This is a genomic window from Salipiger sp. PrR003 (assembly GCF_010500785.1).
Taxonomy (GTDB): domain Bacteria; phylum Pseudomonadota; class Alphaproteobacteria; order Rhodobacterales; family Rhodobacteraceae; genus Salipiger; species Salipiger pacificus_A.
The window spans coordinates 78049-97772 of sequence record NZ_JAAGOV010000029.1 but is presented as its reverse complement, the minus strand read 5'-3'; the positions used below and the strand labels follow the sequence as shown (position 1 = coordinate 97772).

The following is a 19724-nucleotide window of genomic DNA, read 5'->3' as shown; positions in this document are numbered from 1 at the left end:
GCCGGGGCGGGCCTTCGGGTCCGTCCCGCACTCCCGGCCCCGCAGGGCCGCATCTCACCGCCCGCTTCCACGGGCCCTTATAGAGGGGGGCCCGGTATGCTGAAGCACCGCGGCTTTCCGAGCCGACTTCCTGGCACGGACTTTCAATTCACCATCCGCCGCGCGAACCCCAAGGGGATCACCGCCATCATCCGGCGGGAGCGCTTCCGCGACCGCAAGGCGGCGGACAAGCGCGCCGACCTGGCCTTCATGGCCTCGCTCTGGGCGCACTTCGGTACCGAACCTTTCGAACGTGGCAATCTCGACGCCGGGCGGCTTTCCTGGCTCTTCGGCCGCGAAGTGCTGCCCTACGATGATCCCTTCGACCCCGAGAGCTACGAGGCGATGCTGGTGATCAACGAGGCCGCCGCCCGCGCGTCTTTCCCCGAGGCTTTCGACGAGAACGACGAATGGGCGTAAACTCGCTCTTCCTTTCGCGCCATGCGCGAAAAGGGGCCGGTCTGGCCTATCCTACGGGGTATGGCTTTGACCGGGCCGGCGAGTCGTGCACTCTCAAGACGTTGCGGGCAATGACGCAGTCTCTGGCTGCGCCCATTGCTCGCCGTTACCCTTCCCCTCGCGGGCGTTGCGGCACATCCCCTGACCGCGCGCCCGCTTCTTTTTTCTCTCCGTCCGAACAAGGTGCCCGTCTGACGGCGCAGGCAGATCGCCGCGCCGCGCAAAGAGCTTCGGACGGGGGCATTCCGTCGCGTCAGTGGGGCGGGAAATGCGCGGGGTTGCGCCCGCAGGGCGCCCTGCGTCGGCGGAGCGGCGCGCATGCCGCAAGAAAACGAAATGATGTGTGGAACCTTCACCAAATCCGTGGCGTTGAAGAGCAAGTTCAACTTACACAAATCGGGGAGTGTCCCTCATGCAAAACGTTATCCGTATCCTTGCCGTCCTTGGTGTCTTTGGTGTCGCTGCTTGCGAGAACTCCGACCTCCAGCGCGGCGCAATCGGCGCAGGCAGCGGCTATCTCATCGACCGCGCGGTCGGCGGTGACGGCATGGTCGGCGCAGCGGTTGGCGCAACCGCGGGCGTGGTCTGCGACGACGTCACCCCGCAGTACTGCAACTAATCTGACGCGGCACGGCGGCGGCGTTCGCCGCACGCCGGCTTACACGTTTTCCAAGGCCACCGGAGCAATTCGCTCCGGTGGCCTTTTTGCTGTCCTCAGCCAGCATTTTGCCGAAGCCGCGGCGCTGCCCGCCGGCCAAGAAACGCAACGAAAGGGAGAGACATGTTCGACAAGATCCTGATCGCCAACCGCGGTGAGATCGCCTGCCGGGTCATCAAGACCGCGCGCAAGATGGGCATCAAGACCGTGGCGGTCTATTCGGATGCCGACAAGCACGCGCTGCATGTCGAAATGGCCGATGAGGCGGTGCACATCGGCCCGCCGCCCGCCAATCAGTCCTACATCGTGATCGACAAGATCATGCAGGCGATCAAGGACAGCGGCGCGCAGGCGGTGCATCCGGGCTACGGTTTCCTGTCGGAGAATCCCAAGTTCGCCGAGGCGCTCGAGGCGGCCGGTGTCGCCTTCATCGGCCCGCCCAAGGGCGCGATCGAGGCGATGGGCGACAAGATCACCTCCAAGAAGATCGCGCAGGACGCGGGCGTCTCGACCGTGCCCGGCTACATGGGGCTGATCGAGGACGCCGACGAGGCGGTGAAGATCTCGGGGGAGATCGGTTATCCCGTCATGATCAAGGCCTCGGCGGGCGGCGGCGGAAAGGGCATGCGCATCGCCTGGACCGACGAGGAGGCGCGCGAGGGCTTCCAATCGTCCAAGAACGAGGCGGCCAGCTCCTTCGGCGACGACCGCATCTTCATCGAGAAATTCGTCACCCAGCCGCGCCACATCGAGATCCAGGTGCTCTGCGACGCGCATGGCAATGGCATCTATCTCAACGAGCGTGAATGCTCGATCCAGCGACGCAACCAGAAGGTTGTCGAAGAGGCGCCGAGCCCCTTCCTCGACCCCGAGACCCGCAAGGCGATGGGCGACCAGGCCGTCGCCCTGGCCAAGGCGGTGGGCTACACCAGTGCCGGAACCGTCGAATTCATCGTCGACGGCGACAAGAACTTCTACTTCCTCGAGATGAACACCCGCCTGCAGGTGGAGCACCCGGTGACCGAGCTGATCACCGGCGTCGATCTTGTCGAGCAGATGATCCGCGTCGCCAACGGCGAGCCGCTGTCGATCACCCAGGACGACGTGCAGATCAACGGCTGGGCCATCGAGAACCGGCTCTACGCCGAGGATCCCTATCGCGGCTTCCTGCCCTCGATCGGCCGCCTGACCCGCTATCGGCCACCCGCCGAGGGCGAGCTGCTGGGCGGCGTCGTGCGCAACGACACCGGCGTCTTCGAGGGCGGCGAGATCTCGATGTACTACGACCCGATGATCGCCAAGCTCTGCACCTGGGCGCCGACCCGCGAGCAGGCCATCGAGGTCATGCGCAACGCGCTCGACAGCTTCGAGGTCGAGGGCATCGGGCACAACCTGCCGTTCCTTGCCGCGGTCATGGACCACGAGCGGTTTGTCTCGGGCAATATCACCACCGCCTTCATCGCCGAGGAGTATCCCGACGGTTTCCAGGGCGTCACGCTGGGCGCTGACGCGCTGCGCGATGTTGCCGCCGCCTGCGCCGCGATGAACCGCGTCGCCGAGATCCGCCGCACCCGAATCTCGGGCACGCTCGACAACCACGAGCGGCAGGTGGGCGACCATTGGAACGTGTCGCTGCAGGGCGAGAGCCTCGACGTGGTGCTGGCCGCAGACAAGCAGGGCACAACGGTGAAATTCGAGGATGGCGCGGAAATTCGCGTCACCGGCGACTGGACCCCGGGCCACGCGCTCGCGCACATGCAGGTCAACGGCAAGCCGCTGGTGCTGAAGGTCGGCAAGATCTCGGGCGGCTTCCGCATCCGCACCCGTGGTGCCGACCTCAAGGTGAACGTGCGCACCCCGCGTCAGGCCGAGCTCGCACGGCTGATGCCCGAGAAGCTGCCGCCCGACACCTCGAAGATGCTGCTCTGCCCGATGCCGGGTCTCATCGTGAAGGTGAACGTCTCGGAGGGCGACGAGGTGCAGGAGGGCCAGGCGCTCTGCACCGTCGAGGCGATGAAGATGGAGAACATCCTGCGCGCCGAGCGCAAGGGCAAGGTCTCCAAGATCAACGCAGGCCCCGGCGACAGCCTCGCCGTGGACGACGTGATCATGGAGTTCGAGTGATCCATGGCGGACGGGGGGCACATGGTGGCAGACGGGGCAGGGCGCCACGCCCGAGGCCGACCGCTGCCGTGCGCCCCTCGGTCTGTCCGGATCGCCGGTCTGGCTGACTGGCTTGGCTTATTGGCTCGGCGCGTATGGCTCGCGCAGCGTGTCGCGACGGTCGCGGACCTCCTGCTGGCGCAGCGGCTGCTTGTCGATCGACCGGGTGATCTCGCGCACGTCCCAGGGGCTGGCCTTGCGGATGATCACCGAGCCGTCCTTGGCCAGCTGCATCAGCATGAAGCCGCGCGGCCGCATGGCGCGGCGGATCGGGCTGCGCGCGGCCGGGTCGGTGTCGGTGATGACCACCACGTCGCGCTCGACCAGCACGTCGAGCCGCTCGGTGATCAGCTGCATCTGCTGCACGTATCGCGGATCGCTGGGGTTGTCGGCAAAGACCAGAAGGGGCCGCTTGAGCCAGAGAAACTCGTCGAGCGTGGTCTCGCCCGCCGGGCGGATCGACTCGTCGAGGCTCGGCGTTTCCGCGCTCTGCGCCGCGCCGAGTCCCGCGGTGAGCGTCAGAAAGGCAAGCAGGACAAGGGCAATACGGCGTGTCATGCAACAAGATATAGGCAAGCGGGGCGCCACTGCACAGGCCCTGCCTGCTTGGGTGACGAAAAAATTAGCCGCCGCCTGACCGCGGCAGCTCGCGCGTGAACGAAGGGGTGCTGCGCGCGCCGGGACCGCCCGGCCCGACGCCCGCTAGGAGAGAGGACGAGACGATGACGGCGAAGAAGGACGATTGGCGCCAGCTCGCGGAGAAGGAACTGAGAGGGCGTCCGCTGGACGATCTGACCTGGCACACGCTCGAAGGCATCGACGTGCAGCCGCTCTATACCGCCGAAGACACGGCGGATCTGCCACACATGGGCACGCTGCCGGGCTTCGGTCCGTTCACCCGCGGGGTGAAGGCGACCATGTACGCGGGCCGTCCCTGGACCATCCGGCAATACGCGGGCTTCTCGACCGCCGAGGAGTCGAACGCCTTTTACCGCAAGGCGCTGGCGGCGGGGCAGCAGGGGGTTTCGGTCGCCTTCGACCTCGCCACTCACCGCGGCTATGACAGCGACCACGCGCGGGTGGTCGGCGATGTGGGCAAGGCGGGCGTTGCCATCGACAGCGTCGAGGACATGAAGATCCTCTTCGACGGCATCCCGCTCGACAAGATTTCCGTCTCGATGACGATGAACGGCGCGGTGATCCCGATCCTCGCCAGCTTCATCGTCGTCGGCGAAGAGCAGGGCCACGACCGCTCCGTGCTCTCGGGGACCATCCAGAACGACATCCTCAAGGAGTTCATGGTCCGCAACACCTACATCTACCCGCCCGAGCCCTCGATGCGGATCATCTCGGACATCATCGAGTACACCTCGAACGAGATGCCGAAATTCAACTCGATCTCGATCTCCGGCTACCACATGCAGGAGGCTGGCGCGAACCTCGTGCAGGAGCTGGCCTACACGCTCGCCGACGGGCGCGAATACGTGCGCGCCGCGATCAATGCCGGGATGGATGTCGACAAGTTTGCAGGGCGGCTGTCGTTCTTCTTCGCCATCGGCATGAACTTCTTCATGGAGGCGGCCAAGCTGCGCGCTGCGCGCACGCTCTGGCACCGCATCATGACCGAGTTCGGCGCCAAGTCCGACCGCTCGAAGATGCTGCGCACCCATTGCCAGACCTCGGGTGTCAGCTTGCAGGAGCAGGACCCCTACAACAACGTCATCCGCACCGCCTACGAGGCGATGAGCGCGGTTCTGGGCGGCACCCAGTCGCTGCACACCAACGCGCTCGACGAGGCGATCGCGCTTCCCACCGAGTTCTCGGCCCGGATCGCGCGCAACACCCAGCTCATCCTCCAAGAAGAGACCGGGGTGACCAATGTCGTCGATCCGCTGGCGGGCTCATACTACGTGGAAAGCCTCACCAACGAGCTGATCGAGAAAGCCTGGGCGCTGATCGAGGAAGTCGAGGAGATGGGCGGCATGACCAAGGCCGTGGCCTCGGGCATGCCCAAGCTGCGCATCGAGGAGACCGCCGCGCGCCGTCAGGCGCAGATCGACCGCGGCGAAGAAGTGATCGTCGGGGTCAACAAGTACCGCAAGGACAAGGAAGACCCGATCGACATTCTCGACATCGACAATGCCAAGGTGCGCGAGAGCCAAGTCGCCAGGCTGGAGCATGTCCGCGCCACCCGCGATCAGGCGAAATGCGACGCCGCGCTGGCCGAGCTCGAGCGGCGCGCGAAGGAGGGCGGCAACCTTTTGGAAGCCGCGGTCGAAGCCGCCCGTGCGCGGGCCTCTGTCGGAGAGATTTCCATGGCCATGGAAAAGGAATTCGGACGTCACCGCGCCGAGGTTAAGACCCTCGCCGGGGTCTATGGCGCGGCCTACGAGGGCGACGAGGGCTTTGCCCAGATCCAGCGCGATGTTGAGAGCTTCGCCGAGGCGGAAGGCCGCCGCCCGCGGATGCTGGTGGTGAAGATGGGGCAGGACGGGCACGACCGCGGCGCCAAGGTCATCGCCACCGCCTTTGCCGACATCGGCTTCGACGTCGACGTCGGCCCGCTCTTCCAGACCCCGGAAGAGGCGGCGCAGGACGCCATCGACAACGATGTGCACATCGTCGGCATCTCGTCGCAGGCTGCGGGCCATAAGACGCTCGCCCCGCAGCTGGTGCAGGCGCTGAAGGATCAGGGCGCCGAGGACATCATCGTGATCTGCGGCGGCGTGATCCCGCACCAGGACTACGACTTCCTCTACAAGGCCGGGGTCAAGGCGATCTTCGGACCGGGCACCAATATCCCCTCGGCGGCCAAGGAGATCCTCGGCCTCATCGGAGCGCCCCGCGCGGCGGAATGACAGGGGGCGGCTCACGCAGACTGCGTGAGCCCTCTCGCCGCCCGCGCGTACGACGGGCGGCGGCTCCGTGCTCAGATGAACGGCACGAAAGGCACCCCGCAGGCCGCGAGACCAAGCGTTGCGGCGAGCATCAGGAGGAGCGTGCGGGTTTTCATCGGGACTGTCCTTGCCTCGGGGCCCGGTCGTCGCTGCCGGGCATTTGCGCGGCACCCTAACGGCGGCATGCGCGATTGACCACCATCAGACGCCCTTGACCATGCTGCCGCGCAGCAAAGGGACCATTTCACCATTGCGCGCCCCGCGCCCCCGGCTATCGTGATGCGATGCAATCACATCGGAGGGATGATGCTCGAGCTTGATCACCTGGCGGTTCTCGGCGAGACGCTGGCAGAGGCGGTGAGCCATGCCGAAAGCGGGCTTGGCCAGCCGCTGTCGCCGGGCGGGGCGCATCCCGACTTCGGCACCCACAACTTCCTGATCGGGCTGGAAGACGAGCTCTACCTCGAGGCCATCGCGGTCGACCCCTCGGCGCCCGCGCCGGGGCGGGCGCGTTGGTTCGGCCTCGATCACTTCTCTGGCCCCGCACGGCTCGACAAATGGATTTGCCGGGTGCCCGACATCGACGCGGCGCTGGCGCGCTTTCCCATGGCCGGAGAGGCGGTCGCCGTCACCCGCGGGTCGCTAAGCTGGAAGATCTCTGTGCCCCGCGACGGGATGCTGCCCTACGACGGGCTCTTCCCGGCGCTGATCGAATGGGAAAGCCCGGTGCCGCCAGGCGTGTCGCTTGACGGTGCCGGCGTGCGGCTCGAGCAGCTCACCGTGGCGCACCCGCAGGCCGACGAGATGCAGGCGCTGATCGGCTCGGTACTGATGAGCCCGCAGGTTGGTTTCGCGGTCGAGGCAAAGCCTGCCCTGCGCGCCGCTTTCGCCACACCGTCGGGGCGCCGGGTGCTGCAGTGATCATCCGTCCTGCGACCGCGGGGGACGCCGACGCCGTCGCGGCGATCTGGAACCCGATCATCGACGAGAGCGCCGCCACCTTCACCAATCTGCGCAAGAGCCCCGAGGGGCTTCAGGCTGATTTCGCCGCACGCGGCCCGGCCTTCCTCGTCGCCGAGGAGGAGGGGGGGCTGGTGCTCGGCTTTGCCACCTTTTTCCAGTTCCGCGGCGGCCCGGGTTACGCCCGGACGTTCGAGCACACGGTGATCCTCGGCCCCGCAGCGCGCGGGCGGGGCGTCGGGCGGGCGCTGATGGAGGCGCTGATGGACGAGGCGCGGGCGCGGGGCGCGCACAGCCTCTTTGCCGGGGTCTCGGGCGAAAACCCGGCGGGCATCGCCTTTCACGCCGCGCTCGGCTTCAAGCAAATCGCCCGCCTGCCCGAGGTTGGCTTCAAGTTCGGACGCTGGATGGATCTTGTGCTCATGCAGAAGTTCCTCTGACGGGCGGCACCGCCGAGATGCGCTGAAACGCCATAGAATTTTCGTGACCCCTCATTGTCGCACTGACAGTTGCCGCATTGCCGCGTAAACTGGGCGCATGTCGATCTGGACCCGCATCTCCGAAGCCATCGCCGCCCTTGCCAAGGGCGAGGGGCTTGCCGCCGTCTTCGAGCGTCTGCGCCAGCCGCCCGAGCGCAGTGTCGCCTTCACCATCGCCGTCATCGCGCTTTCCGCTAAGATGGCCAAGGCCGACGGGCAGGTGACCCGCAACGAGGTCGCTGCCTTCCGCGAGATCTTCACCATCGCGCCCGAGGACGAGGGCGCAGCGGCGCGGGTGTTCAACCTCGCCCGTCAGGACGTGGCTGGATTCGAGGAATACGCGCGCCGCATTCGGCGCATGTTCGATGGCAATGCGCAGCAGCTTTCGGACCTGCTGGAGGGACTCTTCTACATCGCCATGGCCGATGGCAACTACCACACGGCCGAGAATGCCTTCCTCGAGCGGGTCGCCGAGATCTTCGAGATGCCCGACGCCACCTTCCGGGCGCTGCGCGCGCGCTTCGTTCCGGATTGCGCGCCGGATCCCTTCACCGTGCTTGGCGTCAGCCCCGAGATGCCGATCAAGGACATCCGCAAGCACTGGCGCCAGCTCGTGCGGGAAAGCCACCCCGACGTGATGTGCGCCCGCGGCCTTCCGGAAGAGGCGATCAAGCTCTCGGAAAAGCGGCTCATCGCCATCAACCAGGCATGGGAAGAGATCTCGGCCCGCGAACAGGTCTGAGGCCATGCGCCTTGCCACATACAACGTCGAATGGTTCGATGACCTCTTCAGCGATCGCGGCGAGCTGCTGATCGACGAGCACTGGTCCGGGCGGCGTGACATCACCCGGGCCGATCAGGCCGAGGCACTGGGGATGGTCTTCACGGCCATGGACGCCGATGCGGTGATGATCATCGAGGCGCCCGACACCGGCACCCGCCGCGACACCCGCCGCGCCCTTCGCAACTTCGCCAGCGCCTTCGACCTGCGCACGCGCGAGGTGCTGGTCGGCTTCGTTAACGACACCCATCAGGAGATCGCGCTGCTCTATGACCCGGACAAGATGCGCGTACAGCACGTGCCGGGGCAAAGTGACCGGGCGCCGCGCTTCGACGGCGAGTTCCGCATCGATCTGGACTTCGACGACACCGAGGACGTCGTGGCCTTCTCAAAGCCGCCGCTCGAGGTCGAGCTGACCACGGCCGGGGGCAGGGTGCTGCGCCTGATCGGCGCGCATCTGAAATCCAAGGCGCCGCATGGCGCCAAGGGCGAAGACCAGATCATGCGCACCTCCATCGCCAATCGGCGCAAGCAGCTGACCGAGGCGATGTGGTTGCGGCGGCGGGTCGACGCGCTGCTCGAGCAGGGCGAGAGCGTCATCGTCATGGGGGATCTCAACGACGGCCCGGGTCTTGATGAATACGAGGCGCTTTTCGGCCATAGCTCGGTCGAGATCATTCTCGGCGAAGGCGACGGGGCACTCTACGATCCCCACGCGGCGCAGGCGCTGAGGGGCAAGCTTCGGCCGCATCCCAGTACCGCGCGCTTCTACATCGCGCCCGAGAAACGCTACCTGCAGGCTCTGCTCGACTACGTCATGGTCTCGCGCGATCTGCGCGAGGTGGCGCGCGAGTGGCGGATCTGGCACCCCTTCGAGGACGCCCATTGCTGGCAGGCGCCCGAGCTTTGCGCGGCGCTGCTGACCGCATCTGACCATTTTCCGGTCACGCTGGATCTTGCCGTCTGACCGGGGTGCCGGGGTTTCTCTGTCGCGACTCGCACAAGCCGCCTATAGTTCCGCAATGAGCCGGATTTTCCCTTTTGCCCTAGCGGCATGCTTCCTTGCGGCGCCTCTTGCGCCGCTTACCCCGCCCGCCTTCGCACAGGAGGCGGCCCCCCTCGGAGAGACGGAGGACGCGCCGGACGACGGCCCCGGCCTGATGCAGCGCGGCGCCGACATGTTCTTGCGCGGCCTGCGCGACGAACTCGACCCGGCGCTGCAGGATCTCAAGGGGCTGGCCGACCGCATGGGGCCGGCCCTGCAGAGCTTCGTCGACGAGATGGGGCCCGCCATGGCGCAGCTCTCGGAGCAGGTCGAGGACTGGACGCTCTACGAGGCGCCCGAGATGCTGCCCAATGGCGATATCCTGATCCGCCGCCGCGAGAAGCTCGACCCCGACGCACCCGAGGCGGCACCGGAGATGCCCGAGCACGGGCCGTCCGGCGAGATCGAGCTCTGAGTCAGAGCAGCTCGCGCGGCGCGCCGTCGATCTCCAGTACCAGCGCCTTGGCCGAGAGCGCCTTGGCGAGCGACAGGAGCCGCGCCTCGGCCACCTCGCCGTAGAGCGGCGCCACCTCGCGGGTCAGTCGCAGCCTCAGGCGACGCTCTTCGGGCTCCCAGTCGAACTGCGCGCCGTCCTCGTTGCTGACATCCGACATCCAGAGCATCGAGCCGAAGCGCATCGCCTTGCCGAGAATCTCGGCCTCCTGCGTGCGCTCCTTGTCGAGAAGCGCGTAGAAATCCTCGAACCGGGTGCCCTCGCGCTTGTTGCGGTAGCGGTGCAGCAGGGCGAGGCCGAGATAGACCCGCTCGGGGTGGTCGAGCCCGCCCAAGTTCGCGCGGGTGGCATTGTCGAAACAGGTCTCGGCCCGATAGTCGGGATGGGCGCGCCAGCTCACGTCATGCAGCAGGCAGGCCGCCTTGACGATGCGCAGCGTGGCCTCCGAGGCGTCCGGGAAGAGCGGCAGCACGAAGCGGAACAGCTTCTTGCCGAAGCCGGGCAGGCGGGCGTCCTTGGCCTCGGCGAAGCGGCAGGCCTCGATCAGCGGGTCGCGGTCGCGCAACATCTGCGGCATCTGCTCGTAGAGCAGCCCCTCGCGGATGCCGTAGCTCGAGATCGCGATGCCGGTCGGCTTGAAGACCTTCAGCAACTCGGCCAGCACTTCGGCGGCATAGGGCACAAGGCTCATCCGCGCCGAGGAAATGCCGCAGGCCGAGCGCAGCGCGTCGAGATCGGCGTCCTCGATGAATTTGAGCGTCTCCTCCGCCGACTCCACCGTCATCCGGTACTCGTGCAGCACGTGCAGCGGATAGCCGAGCCGCTCCATGTCGATGCGCGCGATGGCGCGCCACGACCCGCCAACGAGGAACAGTGGCGACGGCTCGGTGCCCATGCGCTCGGCGAGCCCGGCGATCGCCTTGGCGATGTACTTCTCGCGGGCCTTCTTGCCACCCTCGAGGTCCTTGAACTTCAGCGGCCCCAGTTCCGAGGTCGCGCGCTTGCCGATCTGCCCGCCGCGAATCTCGGCGAGTTCCATAGACGAGCCGCCGATGTCGCTGACCAGCCCGTTCGCGCCCGGCCAGCCGAGCAGCACGCCCTGCGCCGACAGCCGCGCCTCCTCGTCGCCGTCGATCACCCAGATCTTCAGACCGGTCGCCTGCTCGATCTCGGCGCGGAAGGCAGGACCGTCCTCGGCCTCGCGCATGGCGGCGGTGGCCACGGCGGTGAGCGGCGGCAGCTCCATGCCTCGGGCCAGCGTCTGGAAGCGCTGCAGCGCCGCCAGCGCGCGTGCCTTGCCCTCGGGGTTCAGCCGTCCGGTCTCGGACATGCCGGCGCCGAGGCCGCACATGATCTTTTCGTTATAGAAATACGCAGGGCTGCGCGCCGCGCCGTCGAAAACCACGAGCCGCACCGAGTTCGACCCGATGTCCACCACGCCGACCTTCGACAGGCGCCGCGCGCGGGGATCTTCGAACAGCGGCCGCCCGAATAGGCCCGCATCGCCGTGGCTGGAGTCGCCGTTACCGTCCATCTGCTCCTCCGGCATTGGTCTCGCCCTACCCTCTAGCATGGAGAGCCCGGGGCGCAAAAGAGCCTAGGGCGCTGCGCGCGCGCAGCAAGCGATGGAGCGGGGGCTCCGCCCCTGCGGCACCTGCGCGCCGCAGGGGCGTATTCAGAAAAGAGAAGGAGGGGCGGCGCGCGCCCTGCTGTCGTGTTGCCGAAACGATGCCCGCCCGAGGCCTCCGCGCTCAGTCACCTGCGTGGGTGAGCTTGGGCACGTCCTTGGCCCCGGCCGAACCGCGGCCCGAGAGCGAGGGATTCTCCATGAAGAAGCGATGGCAGTTGAACGAGAATTCTCCCTCCGGGACCGGGTGCCGGGTGAACTTGCCAGAGGGTTCCATCACCCAGCTCTGCGCCGTGTCGGCGAGGTTCGCCGCCATGATCTGGCTGACGATCTGCGCCTTCACCGTGGGGTTCATGATCTCGACCCCGGTCTCGATGCGGCGGTTGAGGTTGCGTCCCATCCAGTCCGCCGAAGAGATGAGCACCCGCGACTTGCTGTGCGGCAGCCCGTGGCCATTGCCGAAACAGGCGATGCGCGAGTGTTCCAGGAAACGGCCGACGATGCTCTTGACGCGGATGGTCTCGGACAGGCCCTTGACCCCCGGCCGCAGCCCGCAGATTCCGCGGATCACGCAGTCGATCTTCACCCCCGCCTGGCCGGCGGCATAGAGCGCGTCGATCATGTCCGGCTCGATCAGCGAGTTCATCTTCAGCCAGATCTGCGCCGGGCGGCCCGCCCGGGCGTGTTCGGCCTCGGCCTCGATCAGCTCGAGCATGCGGGGCTTGAGCGTGTGCGGCGAGATGACCAGGTTCTCGAGCCCCTCGGGCATGGCGTAGCCCGACAGGTAGTTGAAGATCTTCGACGCATCCCGACCAAGCGCCGCGTCGCAGGTGAAGAAGCTCAGATCGGTGTAGATCTTGGCGGTAATCGGGTGGTAGTTGCCGGTGCCCCAGTGGGTGTAGGTCACCAGCCTGTCGCCCTCGCGGCGCACAACGCTCGAGATCTTGGCGTGGGTCTTCCAGTCAAGGAAGCCATAGACGACATGGGCGCCCGAACGCTCCAACCGCCGCGACTGACGAATGTTGGCGGCCTCGTCGAAGCGCGCCTTCAGTTCCACCAGCGCGGTCACCGACTTGCCGTCCTCGGCCGCCTCGCAAAGCGCTTCCACGATGGGCGAGTTGCGCGAGGTGCGGTAGAGCGTCTGCTTGATCGCCACCACGTCGGGATCGAGCGCCGCCTGGCTCAGGAAGCGCACCACCATGTCGAAGGTCTCGTAGGGATGGTGCAGCAGCATGTCCTTCTGCTTGATCGCCTCGAACATGTTGCCTTCGTGGTCCTGCACCCGTTCGGGCACCCGCGGGGTGAAGCTGGGCCACAAGAGGTCCGGGCGGTCGTCGAGCACCAACTCCTTGAGGTCGGCCATGCCGATCATCCCGTCGAGCTCGATCACCTCGTCCTCGCCGACCAGCAGCTCACGCATGACGATGCTGCGCAGCTGCTTGGGCGCGCCGGCGGTGATCGTCAGCCGGACCACCTCGCCGCGCCGGCGGCGCTTCAGCGCCACCTCGAACTCGCGCACCAGATCTTCGGCCTCTTCCTCGACCTCGATGTCGCTGTCGCGCAGCACGCGGAAGCCGAAGTGGTCCTTCACCCGGTAGCCCGGGAAGAGGCTTTCGATGTGCAGCAGCAGCACGTCTTCGAGGAAGATGAAGCGCTTTGCACCCTCGCCTGCGGGCAGGTCGATGAAACGGGAGATCTGATGCGGGATCGGCAGCAGCGCCTGCCGGGTACGGCGGTCGCGCTTGCGCTCGAGTTCGAGCGCGAGGCAGTAGCCCATGTTGGCGATGAAGGGGAAGGGGTGCGCCGGGTCGATGGCCAGCGGCGAGAGCACCGGGAAGACCTGCTCGAGGAATTGCCTCTGCAGGAACTCGAGGTCCTCGGGCTGCAGGTCTTCGCGCAGCACGAGGCTGATGCCCGCCGCTTCCAGCTCGAGTTGCAAGGCGCCGAGCACCCGCTGTTGCTGCGCCATGAGCTCGCGCGCGTCCTGGTCGATGAGCACCAGTTGCTCGGCCGGGGTCAGCCCGTCCGCCGCCGGCGTGGTGTTGCCCGCATGGGCGAGCTCGCGCAGGCCGGCGACGCGCACCGTGTAGAACTCGTCGAGGTTGGTCGCCGAGATCGACAGGAAGCGCAGCCGCTCCAGCAGCGGCACCTTGGTGTTCTCGGCCTCTTCCAGCACCCGCCAGTTGAAGCCAAGCCAGCTGAGCTCGCGGTTGAAGAAACGGCCCGGCCCGGACAGGTCGATGTCGGGCAGCTTCAGGGGCTCGGGGATCGGGGCTTTGAGAAAATCGGCGATGGTCATGGGGGGCATATGCGTCACAAATTGCAACAACTTGATGAAAGGGCAAGGATGACCGACCGGCGCGGGCGGCGCAAGCTCCTCTAGCTTCGGCGCGCGAGAGAGAGCAAGACGTCGCGCGCCAGGGCCCGGGTGATGCCCTTGGCGCGGCCGAGGGCCCGGGCATCAAGCTCGGCGGCGACGCGCTGTGCCATGGCGAAGCTGCGCGGCATCTGGCGCAGCAGGTAGGGGATCACATCGGGGGCCGGGATGCAGTGCCGGTCGGCCAGCAGCTTGGCCAGCACCGCTGCCAGCAGCGCGTCGTCGGGCTCGCGCAGGGTGGCGGTCTGGGTGGCCTCCATGCGCGACTTGAGATCCGCCAGCCCCAGCGGCCAGTGCCGCGGCGCGGTCTCGGCACTCAACAGCAGCGGCTGGCCCTGCGCCAGCGAGAGGTTGTGCAGATGAAAGAGCGCCTCCTCGGCGGCGCGGTTCCCGGCGATCCGCGGCACGTCCTCGACGCAGATCGGCCTGGCGGCGAGCTCAAGGATCGGCAGGCCGGGCAGGGCGGTGGCAGGCAGGATCCTCGCGCCGCTCTCGGCGGCCCAGACATGCGCAAGATGGGTCTTGCCCGAGCCCGCGGGGCCGACCAGCAGCAGCTTGCCCGCGGGCCAGCCCTGCCAGCCGTCGAGCAGCGCCACGGCGAGGCTGTTGGAGGAAGAGACGAAATAGTCCTCGCGCCCCAGCGCGGCGCGGACCGGCAGGGGCAAGGCAAGCTGCCGGGCCATGCTCACCGGGCCTCGGGGTCCGTCGCCACGCGGCCTTTTCGGTAGCCCTCGGTCTCGAGCCCGCGGTAAAGCTGGCTTTCCTTGTACTGGTCGATCACGAAGCGCATGATCACCCCCAGCGCGGCGGCGAGCGGCACGGCAACCAGCATGCCGACGAAGCCAAAGAGCGTGCCGAAGACCGAGAGCGCGAAGATCAGCCAGACCGGGTGGAGCCCGATCGAGCTGCCCACCAGTTTCGGGGTCAGGAAATTGCCCTCGAGGAACTGGCCGAGGAAGAAGATCCCCGCCACCGCGGCGATCCAGTACCATTCCCCCCAGAACTGGAAGAGCGCCAGCCCGATGGCCAGCGCGCCGCCGATGATCGCGCCGACATAAGGGATGAAGGTCAGCAAGCCCGCGACCACGCCGACGACGAGGCCGAAGTTCAGCCCCACCAGTGCCAGCGCGATGGCGTAGTAGCAGCCGAGGATCAGGCAGACCGAGCCCATGCCGCGCACGAAACCGGCGAGCGTGGCGTCGATCTCGCGGGCGAGATGGCGCACCACCGGCGCGTGATCGCGCGGCAGCAGCTCGTCGATGCGCGCCACCATGCGATCCCAGTCGAGCAGCAGGTAGACCGCCACCACCGGCACGATGACGAAAAGCATCAGGATGTTGATCACCGACATCGCCGAACTGAGCGCGGTGTTCAGCAATTCCGCCCCGCGCTCCTTGACCGTGTCGCCCACCGTGCCGATCGCTTCGCGCATCGGGCTGCCCTCGTCGACCAGCGTCGGGAAGTGCACGCCGATGAAGTCGCGCAGGTCGCGGAACAGCTGCGGCGCGGTCTCGATCAGGTCGGCGGCCTGGCGTACCAGCGTCGGGATCACCGCGAGCGCGAGAATGACAAAGATCAGAATCGCGCAAAGGGTGATCACCAGCGTCGCCATGGCACGGCTCAGCCCCAGCCTCTCGAGCCGGTCGGCGACGGGATCGAGGAAATAGGCAATCGCCCCGCCGAGGATGAACGGCAGCAGCACATTGCCGAGGTACCAGAGCACCACGGCAAAGACGATGGCGGCCACGCCCCAGTACTTCATCTGATCGCGGACGGGCAGCGCCATGGGAATCCTTTCCTTGCGGTGTATCCTTGATCGCCGCTCCGCGGCATTTTTTCAAGTCCGAGAGGCTGTTGCGGCAGGTTCAGGCAGGATCGCCGCTCGGTGCCTGTGCGAAGCCGCCGGCGCGCCCGGCCCGAGGGCTGATGGGTCCGCGCGCGGGCCCCGCGGGAGAGGCGCTTTCCGCATCGTCCGACGGGCCCGGCGCGGCCCAGCCCCCCGCGCGGGCACTTGCCCTTGGCGCGGGCTTCGCCTAACCCGGTCCAAACGCCAATTTCCGGGAGGCCCGCATGCGTCTGAGCCGTTATTTCCTGCCCGTTCTGAAAGAAACGCCGTCCGAGGCGCAGATCGTGTCGCACCGCTACATGCTGCGCGCCGGCATGATCAAGCAATCGAGCGCGGGGATCTATTCCTGGCTGCCGCTGGGCTTCAAGGTGCTGCGCAAGATCGAGGACATCATCCACGAGGAGCAGAAGCGCGCGGGCCATATCCCGATGCTGATGCCGACGATCCAGTCGGCGGACCTCTGGCGTGAATCGGGTCGCTACGACGACTACGGCGAGGAAATGCTGCGCATTCGCGACCGGCATGACCGCGACATGCTGTTCACGCCCACCGCCGAAGAGCTGATCACCGACATCTTCCGCAGCCACGTCGGAAGTTACAAGGACCTGCCGCTGACGCTGTACCAGATCCAGTGGAAGTTCCGCGACGAGATCCGCCCCCGCTTCGGCGTGATGCGCGGCCGCGAATTCTACATGAAGGACGGCTACAATTTCGACCTGACCAAGGAAGACGCGCTGCACGCCTACAACCGCCACCTCGTCAGCTACCTGCGCACCTACGAGCGCATGGGCCTGCAGGCAATCCCGATGCGCGCCGACAGCGGACCGATCGGTGGCGATGACACGCACGAGTTCCTCGTGCTGGCCGAGACCGGCGAGTCCGAGGTCTTCTACGACAGCCAGATCACCGAGCTGAAGTTCGGCGACCGCGAGATCGACTATGACTCGGTCGAGCAGTGTCAGGCCGTGCTCGAGGAGTTCACCTCGCGCTACGCCCGCACCGACGAGACCCACGACGAGGCGCTCTTCGCCGAAGTCCCCGAGGAACGCCGCCGCACCGCGCGCGGCATCGAGGTCGGCCAGATCTTCTACTTCGGCACCAAGTACTCCGAGCCGATGGGCGCCACCGTCGTCGACAACGAGGGCAACAAGGTGCCGGTGCACATGGGCTCGCACGGCATCGGCGTGTCGCGCCTGCTGGGCGCGATCATCGAGGCCAGCCATGACGACAAGGGCATCATCTGGCCCGAGGGTGTCACGCCCTTCCATTGCGGCATCGTCAACCTCAAGCAGGGCGACGACGAGGCGGATGCCGCCTGCGAGGCGCTCTACACGTCGCTGACCGCGCTCGGACTCGAGCCGCTCTACGACGACCGCAACGAGCGCGCCGGTGGCAAGTTCGCCACGATGGATCTGATCGGCCTGCCGTGGCGCATCACCGTCGGCCCGCGCGGGCTGAAGAACGGCGTGGTCGAACTGACCTCGCGCCGCACCGGCGAGAGCGAGGAGCTGTCCCCCGAGGCGGCGGTCGCGCGCATCGCGCAGATCTATGGCGTGGTTGCGAAGGGCTGAGCGCCGGACTGCCTGAAACGGGTGGGGGCGCTGCCCCCCGCTCGGCTTACGGTGACGGCATCCCCGGGGTGTGTCTCCCTGGAAGAAAGGGCCGGTCGCGGGGTTCCGGGGCCGGCCTTGTCGTATCTTGCGCAGCGTCCTTCCGGGCGGGGGCGCGAAAGCCATTGACTGGGCCGCGTCCCGTTCCGATGTCTGGGGTCCAGAGGAAAGGGGTTTCATGGACGATCTGAAGGCACGGTTGGTGGGCGAGGCGGCAGAGGTGGGCTTTGCGGCCTGCCGCATCTGCCGCCCCGGCGACGTGCCGCAGCTGGCCGAGCGGCTGGCGGCCTTTCTCGAGGCGGGGTACCATGGGCAGATGGGCTGGATGGCCGAGCGCACCCATTGGCGCGGCAACCCGGCGGCGCTCTGGCCCGAGGCGCGCTCGGTGATCATGCTAGCCGAGAACTACGGCCCCGAGCACGACCCCCGAACGGTGCTGACGCAACAGGACCGCGCGGCGATCTCGGTCTACGCACAGAACCGCGACTACCACGACGTGGTGAAAAAGAAGCTCAAGCGGCTCGGGCGCTGGCTGATCGATGCCGCTGGCCGCGAGGCAGGGGCCGAGCCGCCGCAGATCAAGGTCTTTGTCGACACCGCGCCTGTGATGGAGAAACCGCTGGGACAGGCGGCGGGGCTGGGCTGGCAGGGCAAGCACACCAATCTGGTCAGCCGCGAGCTGGGATCGTGGTTCTTTCTTGGGGCGATCTTCACCACGCTGGAGCTGCCGGTCGATGCGGCCGAGCGCGACCATTGCGGCTCTTGCCGGGCCTGCCTCGACGCCTGCCCCACGGCGGCCTTCCCGGCGCCCTACCGGCTCGATGCGCGGCGCTGCATTTCCTATCTGACAATCGAACACGCGGGGCCGGTGGACGAAGAGCTGCGGGGGCTGCTCGGCAACCGCATTTACGGCTGCGACGACTGCCTCGCGGCCTGTCCGTGGAACAAGTTCGCCGAAGTGGCCTCGGAAGTGAAATACCATGCCCGCGAGGATCTGCTCTCGCCGCCGCTGGCCGAGCTGGCGGCGCTGGATGATGCGGGCTTCCGGGCGCGCTTCTCGGGCTCTCCGATCAAGCGCATCGGGCGCAACCGTTTTGTGCGCAACGTGCTCTACGCCATCGGCAACTCGGGGCGAGCGGATCTGCGGGAAGCGGCGCAGGGCCTGTGCGAGGATGCCGACGAGACGGTACGCGACGCGGCGCGATGGGCGGTCGCGCGGCTGGCCGAGGCCGAAGGGGCGGCGGGCTGAGGATTGGCTCTGTCCCCGCGGGGACGGCTGCGGTCGCGATCCGCTGTCCCCGGGGGGACACAGGAAAAATGTCCCCGCGGGGACACAGGAAAAAGCGCCGATGCCGAGGGATGGCACCGACGCTCACGAGGGTTCCTGGGATCCAGGAGGTTCTGACAGGAGTACGTGCCTCCTGCTGTAAAGATGGGCGGGGCAGGGGCAGCCTGCAAGCAAAATCACGCGAATGGGATAGCGGGTGTTCGCCAAGTGCGTGTGTCGTGATCATTGATGCGACCTGAGCGTGCACGCCGCAGGGCCAGAGCCGTGCAAACGCCCCCTGCGCTGGAGAACACAGGGGGCTTCCGGGGCCACGAGGCAAGCCCCGGACCGCGCCGCGCGGGCGCGGATCGGGTCAGCTGCGGTCGTCGACCAGCAGCTTGATGTGGTCTTGCGCGGCATAGACACCGATCACGTCGTCGGCGTCGTAGCCCTGATCCGTCAGTTCGGCCGTCAGCGCGTCATTCTCCGAGAGCAGCCCGCGCAGCGCGTCGAGCTCCGGCGCGGCGGCCTTCAGTGCGTCATCGAGAGCGTCCGCGCTCTCGTTTGCCTGCCCCTTCAGCCCGCTAAGCGGCAGGATCTCGACCTTCGAGGCTTCGACCACGGTTTCCGGGTCGGCCATGGAAAGGTCGGCGTTGTGCAGCGAGGAAATCACCTGCCCGTAGCTCTGCGGCACGTCGGCGCGCAGCGCGTCGGCGGTTTGCGGCGAAACTGCCATGGTGTCGGTCACGCCCGAGCCGGTGGCACCGGTGGTGTCGGTCATCTCGGAGGACTGAAGCGGCGCCTGCTCCTGCGTGGCGGGGTCCGCGGTGGTGGTCTGCGCATGGGCCGCGACGGACAGCGAGGCGGCGGTGAGAACGGCAAGGCCGAGTTTGGTGGTGGAACGGAGGGTCATCTTGGGTCTTCCTTGCATTCTTGGTCGGTGACTCCGGTACGCATCTCGTGCCGGTCATCGAGACAATGCGCGGAAGCGGCTTTCGGATCCCGCGGTCGCCGGAAGGTGACGCGCGCGTGTGAAAGCGGCATGGACTTGCCGGAAATGGC

The 19724-nt window shown here is 67.2% G+C and carries 17 protein-coding genes; 11 read left to right on the top strand and 6 right to left on the bottom strand.

Annotated features, from left to right (window positions below; translation table 11 throughout):
* Nucleotides 1-96 precede the first annotated feature (96 nt).
* The 3 genes from G0D83_RS06420 to G0D83_RS06410 all read left to right on the top strand — a co-directional run bounded on the left by G0D83_RS06420 (nt 97) and on the right by G0D83_RS06410 (nt 3280).
* Nucleotides 97-459, top strand: coding sequence for a hypothetical protein (locus tag G0D83_RS06420; protein ID WP_108968078.1), 363 nt, complete (start codon nt 97-99; stop codon nt 457-459).
* 451 nt (nt 460-910) lie between these two features.
* Nucleotides 911-1117, top strand: coding sequence for a hypothetical protein (locus G0D83_RS06415; RefSeq protein WP_095882092.1), 207 nt, complete (start codon nt 911-913; stop codon nt 1115-1117).
* A gap of 162 nt (nt 1118-1279) precedes the next feature.
* On the top strand, nt 1280-3280 hold the full coding sequence (locus G0D83_RS06410) for an acetyl/propionyl/methylcrotonyl-CoA carboxylase subunit alpha (RefSeq protein ID WP_164190697.1): 2001 nt from the start codon (nt 1280-1282) through the stop codon (nt 3278-3280).
* A gap of 117 nt (nt 3281-3397) precedes the next feature.
* On the opposite strand, the gene G0D83_RS06405 is transcribed toward G0D83_RS06410, so the two are convergent.
* Entirely contained in the window at nt 3398-3877 is a 480-nt protein-coding gene (locus G0D83_RS06405; RefSeq protein ID WP_108968074.1) for a DUF4174 domain-containing protein, read from the bottom strand.
* 164 nt (nt 3878-4041) lie between these two features.
* On the opposite strand from G0D83_RS06405, the gene scpA reads away from it, so the two are divergent.
* The 6 genes from scpA (at nt 4042) to G0D83_RS06375 (ending at nt 9896) form a co-directional block, all read left to right on the top strand.
* Nucleotides 4042-6177 carry a methylmalonyl-CoA mutase gene (gene scpA / locus G0D83_RS06400; RefSeq protein WP_164190696.1) on the top strand — a complete coding sequence of 712 codons (2136 nt, stop codon included), beginning with the start codon at nt 4042-4044 and terminating at the stop codon, nt 6175-6177.
* A 342-nt stretch (nt 6178-6519) separates the two neighbouring features.
* Complete coding sequence (locus G0D83_RS06395) at nt 6520-7137, top strand: VOC family protein (protein ID WP_370457177.1); 618 nt, start codon at nt 6520-6522, stop codon at nt 7135-7137.
* The gene (locus G0D83_RS06390; RefSeq protein WP_164190803.1) at nt 7137-7616 is read left to right on the top strand and encodes a GNAT family N-acetyltransferase; all 480 of its coding nucleotides are present in this window, start codon (nt 7137-7139) and stop codon (nt 7614-7616) included. The genes G0D83_RS06395 and G0D83_RS06390 overlap by 1 nt, the downstream gene beginning before the upstream one ends.
* Nucleotides 7617-7713: 97 nt before the next feature.
* The gene (locus G0D83_RS06385) at nt 7714-8397 is read left to right on the top strand and encodes a molecular chaperone DjiA (protein WP_108968068.1); all 684 of its coding nucleotides are present in this window, start codon (nt 7714-7716) and stop codon (nt 8395-8397) included.
* 4 nt (nt 8398-8401) lie between these two features.
* The gene (locus G0D83_RS06380; protein ID WP_164190694.1) at nt 8402-9403 is read left to right on the top strand and encodes an endonuclease/exonuclease/phosphatase family protein; all 1002 of its coding nucleotides are present in this window, start codon (nt 8402-8404) and stop codon (nt 9401-9403) included.
* A gap of 55 nt (nt 9404-9458) precedes the next feature.
* Nucleotides 9459-9896, top strand: a complete 438-nt coding sequence (locus G0D83_RS06375) for a hypothetical protein (RefSeq protein ID WP_203594895.1) — start codon at nt 9459-9461, stop codon at nt 9894-9896.
* Between the two features lies 1 nt (nt 9897).
* Here the strand turns inward: G0D83_RS06375 and G0D83_RS06370 are convergent, their stop codons facing one another.
* From G0D83_RS06370 to G0D83_RS06355, 4 genes are all read right to left on the bottom strand, one after another.
* Complete coding sequence (locus G0D83_RS06370; protein WP_164190693.1) at nt 9898-11469, bottom strand: Ppx/GppA family phosphatase; 1572 nt, start codon at nt 11467-11469, stop codon at nt 9898-9900.
* Between the two features lie 217 nt (nt 11470-11686).
* Complete coding sequence (locus G0D83_RS06365) at nt 11687-13861, bottom strand: RNA degradosome polyphosphate kinase (protein WP_164190691.1); 2175 nt, start codon at nt 13859-13861, stop codon at nt 11687-11689.
* An 80-nt stretch (nt 13862-13941) separates the two neighbouring features.
* Entirely contained in the window at nt 13942-14622 is a 681-nt protein-coding gene (locus G0D83_RS06360; protein ID WP_164190689.1) for a DnaA/Hda family protein, read from the bottom strand.
* A 2-nt stretch (nt 14623-14624) separates the two neighbouring features.
* Nucleotides 14625-15725 carry an AI-2E family transporter gene (locus G0D83_RS06355; RefSeq protein WP_164190686.1) on the bottom strand — a complete coding sequence of 367 codons (1101 nt, stop codon included), beginning with the start codon at nt 15723-15725 and terminating at the stop codon, nt 14625-14627.
* Between the two features lie 284 nt (nt 15726-16009).
* Between G0D83_RS06355 and proS the strand changes: the two genes are divergently transcribed.
* Both proS and queG read left to right on the top strand, forming a co-directional pair.
* Nucleotides 16010-17356: a proline--tRNA ligase gene (proS, locus tag G0D83_RS06350; RefSeq protein WP_164190684.1), complete on the top strand. Its 1347-nt coding sequence runs from the start codon at nt 16010-16012 to the stop codon at nt 17354-17356.
* 217 nt (nt 17357-17573) lie between these two features.
* Nucleotides 17574-18644, top strand: coding sequence for a tRNA epoxyqueuosine(34) reductase QueG (gene queG, locus G0D83_RS06345; protein ID WP_164190682.1), 1071 nt, complete (start codon nt 17574-17576; stop codon nt 18642-18644).
* A gap of 391 nt (nt 18645-19035) precedes the next feature.
* Here queG and G0D83_RS06340 read toward each other — a convergent pair whose 3' ends face one another.
* Nucleotides 19036-19575, bottom strand: coding sequence for a hypothetical protein (locus tag G0D83_RS06340; RefSeq protein WP_164190672.1), 540 nt, complete (start codon nt 19573-19575; stop codon nt 19036-19038).
* Nucleotides 19576-19724: the final 149 nt, after the last annotated feature.

Coding starts and splice junctions, on each gene's coding strand:
- G0D83_RS06420 (WP_108968078.1), top strand. CDS start 97: ATGCTGAAGCACCGCGGCTTTCCGAGCCGACTTCCTGGCACGGACTTT.
- G0D83_RS06415 (WP_095882092.1), top strand. CDS start 911: ATGCAAAACGTTATCCGTATCCTTGCCGTCCTTGGTGTCTTTGGTGTC.
- G0D83_RS06410 (WP_164190697.1), top strand. CDS start 1,280: ATGTTCGACAAGATCCTGATCGCCAACCGCGGTGAGATCGCCTGCCGG.
- G0D83_RS06405 (WP_108968074.1), bottom strand. CDS start 3,877: ATGACACGCCGTATTGCCCTTGTCCTGCTTGCCTTTCTGACGCTCACC.
- scpA (WP_164190696.1), top strand. CDS start 4,042: ATGACGGCGAAGAAGGACGATTGGCGCCAGCTCGCGGAGAAGGAACTG.
- G0D83_RS06395 (WP_370457177.1), top strand. CDS start 6,520: ATGATGCTCGAGCTTGATCACCTGGCGGTTCTCGGCGAGACGCTGGCA.
- G0D83_RS06385 (WP_108968068.1), top strand. CDS start 7,714: ATGTCGATCTGGACCCGCATCTCCGAAGCCATCGCCGCCCTTGCCAAG.
- G0D83_RS06380 (WP_164190694.1), top strand. CDS start 8,402: ATGCGCCTTGCCACATACAACGTCGAATGGTTCGATGACCTCTTCAGC.
- G0D83_RS06375 (WP_203594895.1), top strand. CDS start 9,459: ATGAGCCGGATTTTCCCTTTTGCCCTAGCGGCATGCTTCCTTGCGGCG.
- G0D83_RS06370 (WP_164190693.1), bottom strand. CDS start 11,469: ATGGACGGTAACGGCGACTCCAGCCACGGCGATGCGGGCCTATTCGGG.
- G0D83_RS06365 (WP_164190691.1), bottom strand. CDS start 13,861: ATGACCATCGCCGATTTTCTCAAAGCCCCGATCCCCGAGCCCCTGAAG.
- G0D83_RS06360 (WP_164190689.1), bottom strand. CDS start 14,622: ATGGCCCGGCAGCTTGCCTTGCCCCTGCCGGTCCGCGCCGCGCTGGGG.
- G0D83_RS06355 (WP_164190686.1), bottom strand. CDS start 15,725: ATGGCGCTGCCCGTCCGCGATCAGATGAAGTACTGGGGCGTGGCCGCC.
- proS (WP_164190684.1), top strand. CDS start 16,010: ATGCGTCTGAGCCGTTATTTCCTGCCCGTTCTGAAAGAAACGCCGTCC.
- queG (WP_164190682.1), top strand. CDS start 17,574: ATGGACGATCTGAAGGCACGGTTGGTGGGCGAGGCGGCAGAGGTGGGC.
- G0D83_RS06340 (WP_164190672.1), bottom strand. CDS start 19,575: ATGACCCTCCGTTCCACCACCAAACTCGGCCTTGCCGTTCTCACCGCC.